This is a genomic window from Neisseria sp. (assembly GCF_030527965.1).
In the GTDB taxonomy this organism is placed as follows: Bacteria; Pseudomonadota; Gammaproteobacteria; order Burkholderiales; family Neisseriaceae; genus Neisseria.
Genome location: NZ_JAUMZU010000018.1, coordinates 51,634 through 60,246, shown reverse-complemented (window position 1 = coordinate 60,246; position 8,613 = coordinate 51,634). Strand labels below are relative to the sequence as shown.

Sequence of the window (8,613 nt, the reverse complement as noted above, 5' to 3'; positions counted from 1 at the left end):
GGGATAATTCTAACTTAAATTTGAATTTCCCTAGTTATCTAGGACAGCCCCTAAAATAATGATGCCCACCTAAAAAATCAGCTTACTCAACCGTTTTCAGATAGGCATCATTATTTTATCAAAAAAGTTTGATATAAAAAATTGCTTAATTTACCAAACAACAAAACATCATAGTCATGCCGACAACAATTCTTGCGGAATGCGACAAACTGGGATGGGATCTATTTTATGCTTCATCGCTCGATGCAAGCGGCTATAAATTTCCAACACTTCCCGCTCGCGCCCGGCGAAGTCTTCCGGCTTTTTCGTATCATAAACGCTCATCGCCCACTCCAGCTCGGGGTAGCTTGCTCCCATTTGTTCTTCATCCGTGCGATCGGTATCCCACAAACCGTCGGTCGGCACGGCCTGCCTGATGGATTCTGCAACCTCAAGCGACGCCGCCAATTTGTATACTTGGGTTTTAAGCAAATCGGCAATTGGGCTGATATCAACACCGCCATCCCCGTATTTAGTGAAAAAACCAACGCCGAAATCTTCCACCTTATTACCCGTACCCGTAACCAACAATTGGTTAATCTGGCCGTAATAATAAAGCGTCAGCATGCGCAAGCGGGAACGGCTGTTGGCCAAAGCCAGGTTGCGGGCTGGATAATCGGCTTCGCTTACAGTTACTGTTTGCTCGAATGCTTCGAAAGCAGGCGTTAAATCCACTCGTTGCGCACGCACGTTGGCAAATCGGTTTTGCAAATTGGCAATATGTTCTTGTGCACGATTGATTTGATCGGCTTTTTGTCGTATCGGCATCTCCAACAACAACACGTCCAGTCCGGTACGTGCCGCCAACGTAGAAACCACTGCCGAATCAATGCCGCCCGATACGCCTACAACAAATCCTTTAACGCCGGCACGGGCTGCATAATCGGAAAGCCAATCGGTTATATACTGGATAACAGCCTGTTCTTTCATGATATTCCTTTTTAATCTAAAGGTTGGGAATTGCTAATCTTAACGCCTATAAGCCTGCCTGAAAATAAAATTCTTTCAGACTCAGAGGGTTCAACTTTATAATAGCAGCCAAAAGAAAGAAAGCCCGTTATGAAACATCCTCTTCCTGAAGAAATCCGATTGCAAAAAGGCAAAAACGCGCTGATTCTGGTTTATGGCAATGAAACACAAATTCTGCCGGCCGAATACCTAAGGGTTTATTCGCCCAGCGCCGAAGTGCGCGGCCATTCGCCCGGCCAGGAAGTTTTGCAGACAGGCAAAATCAACGTAACCATATCCGGCCTTGAGCCGGTTGGCCAATACGCTCTGAAAATCACTTTCAGCGACGGGCACAACAGCGGCCTTTATGATTGGGATTACCTGTATCAACTGGCGCACGAATACGATACAATGTGGGCCGATTACTTACGCCGCATGGCTGCAGCAAACGCATCAAGGATTCCCTCTGCCAGCAGCCAAACCGCTTCGCATGAGCATACTCATTCTTGCGGCGGCGGTTGCCGCCACCACTGAGCCAGTATTTAAAACAGATTTCGGATTATTACCAGAAAGCAAAATATGAGCGACCACAAAACCCATTTTGGTTACCAGACCGTCGATGAAAACGAAAAAGCGGGAAAAGTGGCCGAAGTCTTCCATTCGGTAGCAAAAAACTACGACATCATGAATGATGTCATGTCGGGAGGTTTGCACCGCGTATGGAAGCATTTCACTATCAACACTGCCCATCTGAAAAAAGGCGATAAAGTGTTGGATATTGCTGGCGGCACCGGCGATTTATCGCGTGGCTGGGCCAAAAGGGTTGGCAAAGAAGGCGAAGTATGGCTAACCGATATTAATTCATCCATGCTTACGGTCGGGCGCGACCGCCTGCTTAACGAAGGCTTGATTCTGCCTGTGTCGCTGGCCGACGCGGAAAAACTACCGTTTCCCAACAATTATTTCAATTTGGTTTCCGTTGCATTCGGCCTGCGCAACATGACGCATAAAGACGCCGCACTCAAAGAAATGCACCGCGTGCTCAAACCCGGCGGTACGCTTTTGGTATTGGAATTTTCGAAAGTCTACAAACCCCTCTCGCCGGCATACGATTTATATTCTTTCAAGCTGCTGCCGCTAATGGGCAAAATGATTGCCAAAGATGCCGACAGCTACCAATATCTTGCCGAATCCATCCGCATGCACCCCGATCAGGAAACCCTTAAACAAATGATGCTCGATGCAGGATTTGACAGCGTCGATTACCATAACCTGAGCGCAGGCATCGTTGCCCTGCATAAAGGCATTAAATTCTGATCCGGCTTACAAAGCCTGCCTGAACATTTTCAGACAGGCCTCATGATAAAGATTATCTGAATAACGAAAACGAAAGAGAATTATGTTAAAAAGAATCACACTCTTAGCCGCCGTAACCTCCGCCCTGATGCTCGGTGCCTGCTCCAAAGGCGGCAACCAAGATGCAGCCAACGACGGCCAGAAAACCTATATCGTTGCGACCGATGCTTCCTACGCCCCGCTTGAATATTTGGAAAACAACCAAGTTGTCGGCTTTTCGCACGATATTCTTAAAGCCGCCGGTGAAAAAGAAGGCGTACACTTTGAATTTGTAAACACGCCGTTTGAAGGCATTTTTGCCAACGTCGACAAAGGCGATAGCGATGTGGCTCTGGCCAGCATCACCATTACCGACGAACGTAAAAAACAAGTCGACTTCACCGACCCCTATTTCGAAGCGACCCAAATGATTGTTACTGCCGAAAAAGGCAGCGATATCAAAAGCTTTAAAGACCTGAAAAATCGCAGTGCTTCGGTACAAACCGGCACCACCGCCGACCTTATCCTGCAAGATTTGCAAGGCAAAGACAGCGCCAACATCAAGCGTTTCGAAACCATGCCGCTGGCGTTTAAAGAATTGGAAGCAGGCGGCGTTGATGCAACCGTAGGCGATAACGCCGTTGTACAAAACTTCGTTTCCAACAATCCGGGCAAAAACTACCATATGTTCATCGACCCCAAATTCCCGAAAGAACAATATGGCTTTGCCCTCAAAAAAGGCCGCGATGACGGCCTGCGTGAAAAAATCAACAAAGGCTTGGCCGCAATCAAGGCAGACGGCACCTATGCTCAGATTGAAAGCAAATGGTTTAAGAAAGATGCTCCTGAAAAAGCCGCATCCGAAGCCGCATCTGCCACTAAATAAATCTTAGTTGCCCGCTTTATGTTTAATGCCTGTCTGAATGTTTTCAGACAGGCATTAAACCGTTAAAGAACGAAAAACAGGCGGAATACTGTTCTCAAGTTAAATCACACTCCCATAAAACTTATCTCGCATCCACCAATTCAGACAACCAATCTCTCGGCTGCAGAAATTCATTCAAGCGCGCTTCCGCAGAGCCCGTTTCCGGTTCGTAAGCATATTCAAAACGCACCAGCGGCGGCATCGACATCAGAATACTCTCAGTACGCCCGCCGCTTTGCAGACCAAACAGCGTGCCTCTGTCCCACACCAGATTAAACTCCACATAACGGCCGCGACGGTAAAGCTGGAAGCTGCGTTCACGTTCGCCGTATTCGGTATTTTTACGTGCCGCCACGATTGGCTGATAAGCCGCTATGTAGCCTTCTCCTACCGCTCGGATAAAATCAAGGCAGGTTTCAAAATCCCAACGATTCAGATCGTCAAAGAAAAGCCCGCCCACTCCGCGGGTTTCGCCTCTATGCTTCAGATAAAAATAGTCATCGCACCATTTTTTATAAGTCGCATACACGTCATCTCCGAACGGCGCGCATACATCACGCGCAACGGTATGCCAATGCAAAATATCCGCTTCAAAAGGATAAAACGGCGTCAGATCGAAACCTCCGCCAAACCACCATACCGGATCACGCCCTTCGGGATAAGCAATAAAAAAGCGCACATTGGCGTGGCTGGTAGGCACATAAGAATTATGAGGATGAATCACCAGCGAAACGCCTGTCGCTTCAAACGGTGCGCCGGCCAGCTCAGGGCGGTGTGCGGTGGCTGATGCGGGCATTGCGTCTCCCTTCACATGGGAAAAATTCACACCCGCCTGCTCAAATACGGCACCGTTTTTCAACACGCGGCTCTCGCCCGTACCCAAACGGCTTTGCCATGCATCGGCGACAAATACGGCTTTACCGTCTTCCCCTTCCAGCGCCGAGCATATTTGGTTTTGCAACGTTTTCAACACCTTTAATACTTGTTCTATATACATAATTTACTTTCCGAATGTTTTTTTTCAGACAGGCATCAGGCCACCAGTGCGGCGCCCGACAGCCCGATAAACAAACCGGCAATCACCGCGCTCATCAGATTGGATAACGAGCCAGCCACTACTGCTTTCAACCCCAGCCTTGCCACGTCTTTGCGGCGGTTTGGCGCCATAATGCCCAAACCGCCAACCAAAATCGCCACCGACCCCAGATTAGCGAAGCCGCACAAAGCAAAAGAAATAATCGCCTGAGTCGTTTCATCAAGTTTCACGGCAGAGCCGGGCTTCAAATATTGCACGAATTCCGAATAAGCCACAAATTCATTAATGACCACTTTCTGACCGATGAGCGAACCAGCGATGCCCGCTTCACTCCAAGGCACGCCGATAACCCACGCCAGCGGCGCAAACAGCCAGCCCAGAATCGCCTGCAACGTTAAATCGCCGTGGCCGAACCAGCCCGCCACGCCGCCGATAATACCGTTAATCATCGCAATCAGCGCCACAAAAGCCAGTAATGACGCACCCACGCACATCGCAATTTGCGCCCCGGTAATCGCACCGCCCGCCGCCGCATCGATCACATTAACGGGTTTCTCGTCATCCGCGCTATCCGGCTCCACTTCAGTGCGCACGGTTTCGGTTTCCGGCACCAGAAGTTTGGCAAACAGCAAACCGCCCGGTGCGGCCATAAACGAAGCGGCAATCAAGTAAGGCAGCGGCACCCCCATGCTGACATAACCGCCCAGAATCGTGCCTGCCACCGAAGCCAGGCCGCCGCTCATCACCGCAAACAATTCCGATTCCGTCATGCTTTTGATATAAGGGCGCACCACCAGCGGTGCTTCGGTCTGCCCCACAAAAATATTGGCCGCTGCCGACATCGACTCCGCTTTTGAAGTGCCCAACACTTTATGCAGAAACCCACCGATCAGCTTAATCAATATCTGCATCACACCCAAATGATAAAGCACCGCCACCAGCGAAGCGAAAAACACAATCATCGGCAACACGCGGAAAGCAAACACAAAGCCGCCTCCGCCGAACACTTCAAACATTTTGTCCGACACCATGCCGCCAAACAGAAACGACACGCCTTCATTACCATAAGAAATGACTTTGCCCACCCCGTCTGACACGCCGATTAACAGGCGGCGCCCCCACGGCACATACAGCACCAGCGCGCCCAAAGCCACCTGCAATAGAAACGCCCCCGCAACCGTACGCAACCTGATGGCCCGCCGGTTGGAAGAAAGCAGCACTGCCACCGCCAGCAAAACCGCCATACCCAGCAAACTGTTTAACACGCTTATCATAAAAGCCCACCCCTAAAAAATATTTTCAGACAGGCATTATATAGTGGATAAAGCACATTATGATAATCAGCTAAAAAAACACCGCATATCAACGTCATGCCCCAAACATCGCCCGACTTGTTCGCAACCCTCAGTCTACCCGGCAAACCGATTGGCATTCGAGCGACAATCCCGTAAGATAAAGCCTGTCTGAAACCCGATAAAAGAAACGCCAATCATGTCGCAATACCGTTTTACCCTTCCTTCCAATACCGGCCGCGATTTTATTTCCGACGAGCATCTGCCGCTGATTGTTTATTTTTACCCGAAAGACAACACGCAAGGCTGCACCACCGAAGGCATCGATTTCAACGCACGGTTAAGCCAGTTTGAAGCACTCGGCTACACCGTGGTCGGCATCTCGCGCGACAGTGTCAAATCGCATCAAAATTTCTGCACCAAACAAGGTTTTCAATTTGAATTATTAAGCGACCAAGACGAAACCGTATGCAAAATGTTTGACGTTATCAAACTGAAAAAGCTCTACGGCAAAGAATCGCTCGGCATCGAACGCAGCACGTTCGTTTTAAACCGGCAAGGCGAAATCACCCATGAATGGCGCAAAGTCAAAGTGGCCAACCATGCGCAGGCAGTATTGGAAGCATTAAGCCAACAACCCGAATCCAACGGATAAGAAAACCCTAAACCATGCAAACGCCTCAACCCGTTTCCCTGCGCCTGAACGGCGTTCGCCTCGAACCTTTAGGCCCGCAACACGAAACAGGCCTGCGCGCCGCCGCGGCAGACGGCGAATTGTGGCAACTCGTTGTCGCCACCGTGCCGGAGCCCGAGAATACCGCCGCCTACATCCGAAACGCGCTCGCCATGCCCGACAGAATCGCCTTCGCCGTGATAGACGAAACCGATAACGACCGCATCATCGGCAGCACCAGCTACTGCAATATCGTTCAGACCGCGAAACGCCTTGAAATCGGCTACACATGGTATGCGCAAAGCTACTGGCGCAGCCGCGTCAACACCACTTGCAAATACCTGTTGCTACACCACGCATTCGATACGCTAAACGTACAAACCGTAGGCTGGCGCGCCGACCTCATCAACACCCGCTCGCAACAAGCCATCGAAAGGCTCGGCGCCAAAAAAGACGGCGTCTTGCGCGGTTTCCAAACCCGACGCGACGGCAGCATACGCGATACGGTTGTCTACAGCATGATACGGGAAGAATGGCCGCAGGCCGAAGCCAATCTGGCCGCGCGTTTGAAACCGTAACCGGCTCCATCATGAAGTTTGGTTATAACGTCATGTAAAAACATTCTTTTTAAGCGCTCCCGCCCTCTGTTACATTGCACCTTAATCAACAACAAGTTTATTCATTAAGGAGCAACCATGACCCTCAAAAGCATCAGCGCCATTTTACTCGCCGCCGTGTTAACCGCATCCTGCGGCTCGGGCGCAGAAAACGGGAAAAATGACCAAACCGAAAAACCGGGGCGGGTTTCCTTATTAAACGTTTCCTACGACCCGACCCGCGAGCTTTATCAAGAATACAACGCCCTATTTGAAAAATACTGGCAGCAAAAAACCGGCACCGAAGTAAACATCCAGCAATCCAACGGCGGCTCGGGCAAGCAGGCACTGGCCGTGCAAAACGGTTTGAAGGCCGACGTGGCCACGCTGGCACTGGCCGGAGACATCGATTCGATTAACAAAAACAAACAACTGATTAACCCCGAGTGGCAAAAATCATTGCCGCACAACAGCACGCCCTACACCTCGACCATCGTTTTTCTGGTTCGCAAAGGTAATCCGAAAAACATTCACGATTGGGGAGATTTAATCAAAGGTGACGTGCAGGTCATCACGCCCAATCCCAAAACTTCCGGCGGCGCACGCTGGAATTTTCTGGCCGCATGGGCTTATGCGCAATCCCTGCCCAATGCCGATGAAAACAGCGCGCGCGAATTCGTAAAAGCGCTCTACAGCCGCGTACCGATTATGGATACCGGCGCCCGCGGCGCCACCGTCTCGTTTACCCAGCGCAATTTAGGCGACGTATTATTGGCTTGGGAAAACGAAGCTCATCTGGCCATCAACGAAAATCCGAACGCATTTGAAATCATTACCCCGCCCTCATCGATTTTGTGCGAACCGCCCGTGGCAATGGTCGATGCCGTGGTCGATGCCAAAGGCACGCGCCAAGTAGCCGAAGGCTATCTGAAACACCTTTACAGCCCTGAAGCGCAGCGCATCATCGGCAAAAACTTCTACCGCCCGAGCGACCCGGAAATCGCCAAAGAATTCAAACAGCAATTCCCCGATTTAAAATTGGTCAACATCAACGACCAATTCGGCGGCTGGCAAAAAGCACAACAGAAATTCTTCAGCGACGGCGCGATTTTCGACCAGATTTACGTTAAAAAATAATCAGCCGTACCCTTCGCATTTGCCGGCCTAACCCGCCAACCCAAGGCAAACCAAACCGTTCGCACCATCAATGCCTGTCTGAAAACCTGTTCAGACAGGCATTGATTATTTACCGCCAACGCACAACGGATTAAGAAATGATAAAATCCGCCCTATGAACCACGCCTGTCTTTACACCGCCCCGTTCGGCAACATTACCCTGATTTTCGATGAAGAGCACAATCTCGTCGAATTGCATCTGCACGGCAAACTGGAATACGCACCTTATCCGCTGCCCAAGTGCTGGCAACGCAAGCTGGACGATTACTTTTCAGGCCGCCAGAAAAATTTCAACCATCCCATTTCCTCCCGCGGCACCGCATTTCAGCAGAAAGTTTGGCAGGCAATCGCCATGATACCGGCCGGAGAAGTGCTTACCTACCAAGACATCGCCCGCCAAATCGGCAGCCATCCGCGCGCAGTCGGCGGCGCTTGCGGCAAAAACCCGCTGGCACTCGTCGTTCCCTGCCACCGAGTCGTCGCCAAACAGGGCTTGGGCGGCTTTTCCAGCGGTGAAGGCGACGCATTGAATATCAAACGCTGGCTGTTGCAGCACGAAGGCGTAACCGTTTAACCGCACAGAAAAGCCTGTC

The 8,613-nt window shown here is 50.6% G+C and carries 10 protein-coding genes; 7 read left to right on the top strand and 3 right to left on the bottom strand.

The genetic code is table 11. The features are described from left to right. Positions 1-174: 174 nt before the first annotated feature. Complete coding sequence (nadE, locus tag Q4A84_RS09030; RefSeq protein ID WP_303088598.1) at positions 175-969, bottom strand: NAD(+) synthase; 795 nt, start codon at positions 967-969, stop codon at positions 175-177. A gap of 129 nt (positions 970-1,098) precedes the next feature. Between nadE and Q4A84_RS09025 the strand changes: the two genes are divergently transcribed. The 3 genes from Q4A84_RS09025 to Q4A84_RS09015 all read left to right on the top strand — a co-directional run bounded on the left by Q4A84_RS09025 (position 1,099) and on the right by Q4A84_RS09015 (position 3,208). Continuing rightward, positions 1,099-1,521, top strand: coding sequence for a DUF971 domain-containing protein (locus Q4A84_RS09025; protein WP_303088597.1), 423 nt, complete (start codon positions 1,099-1,101; stop codon positions 1,519-1,521). A 45-nt stretch (positions 1,522-1,566) separates the two neighbouring features. Continuing rightward, positions 1,567-2,304: a bifunctional demethylmenaquinone methyltransferase/2-methoxy-6-polyprenyl-1,4-benzoquinol methylase UbiE gene (gene ubiE, locus Q4A84_RS09020; protein WP_303088596.1), complete on the top strand. Its 738-nt coding sequence runs from the start codon at positions 1,567-1,569 to the stop codon at positions 2,302-2,304. Between the two features lie 82 nt (positions 2,305-2,386). Continuing rightward, positions 2,387-3,208, top strand: a complete 822-nt coding sequence (locus Q4A84_RS09015) for a basic amino acid ABC transporter substrate-binding protein (protein WP_303088595.1) — start codon at positions 2,387-2,389, stop codon at positions 3,206-3,208. A gap of 121 nt (positions 3,209-3,329) precedes the next feature. Here Q4A84_RS09015 and hemF read toward each other — a convergent pair whose 3' ends face one another. Beyond that, positions 3,330-4,244: an oxygen-dependent coproporphyrinogen oxidase gene (gene hemF, locus Q4A84_RS09010; protein WP_303088594.1), complete on the bottom strand. Its 915-nt coding sequence runs from the start codon at positions 4,242-4,244 to the stop codon at positions 3,330-3,332. A 35-nt stretch (positions 4,245-4,279) separates the two neighbouring features. Beyond that, a complete protein-coding gene (locus Q4A84_RS09005; protein ID WP_303088602.1) occupies positions 4,280-5,554 on the bottom strand; it encodes a NupC/NupG family nucleoside CNT transporter in 1,275 nt (424 codons plus the stop codon). A 220-nt stretch (positions 5,555-5,774) separates the two neighbouring features. Between Q4A84_RS09005 and Q4A84_RS09000 the strand changes: the two genes are divergently transcribed. From Q4A84_RS09000 to Q4A84_RS08985, 4 genes are all read left to right on the top strand, one after another. Further along, positions 5,775-6,230, top strand: coding sequence for a peroxiredoxin (locus tag Q4A84_RS09000; protein ID WP_303088593.1), 456 nt, complete (start codon positions 5,775-5,777; stop codon positions 6,228-6,230). Between the two features lie 14 nt (positions 6,231-6,244). Next, positions 6,245-6,826 (top strand): GNAT family N-acetyltransferase, encoded by a 582-nt coding sequence (locus Q4A84_RS08995; RefSeq protein ID WP_303088592.1) that lies wholly within the window; start codon positions 6,245-6,247, stop codon positions 6,824-6,826. Positions 6,827-6,943: 117 nt separating this feature from the next. Beyond that, positions 6,944-7,981 (top strand): sulfate ABC transporter substrate-binding protein, encoded by a 1,038-nt coding sequence (locus Q4A84_RS08990; RefSeq protein WP_303088591.1) that lies wholly within the window; start codon positions 6,944-6,946, stop codon positions 7,979-7,981. A 154-nt stretch (positions 7,982-8,135) separates the two neighbouring features. Then, positions 8,136-8,594 carry a methylated-DNA--[protein]-cysteine S-methyltransferase gene (locus tag Q4A84_RS08985; protein ID WP_303088590.1) on the top strand — a complete coding sequence of 153 codons (459 nt, stop codon included), beginning with the start codon at positions 8,136-8,138 and terminating at the stop codon, positions 8,592-8,594. Positions 8,595-8,613: the final 19 nt, after the last annotated feature.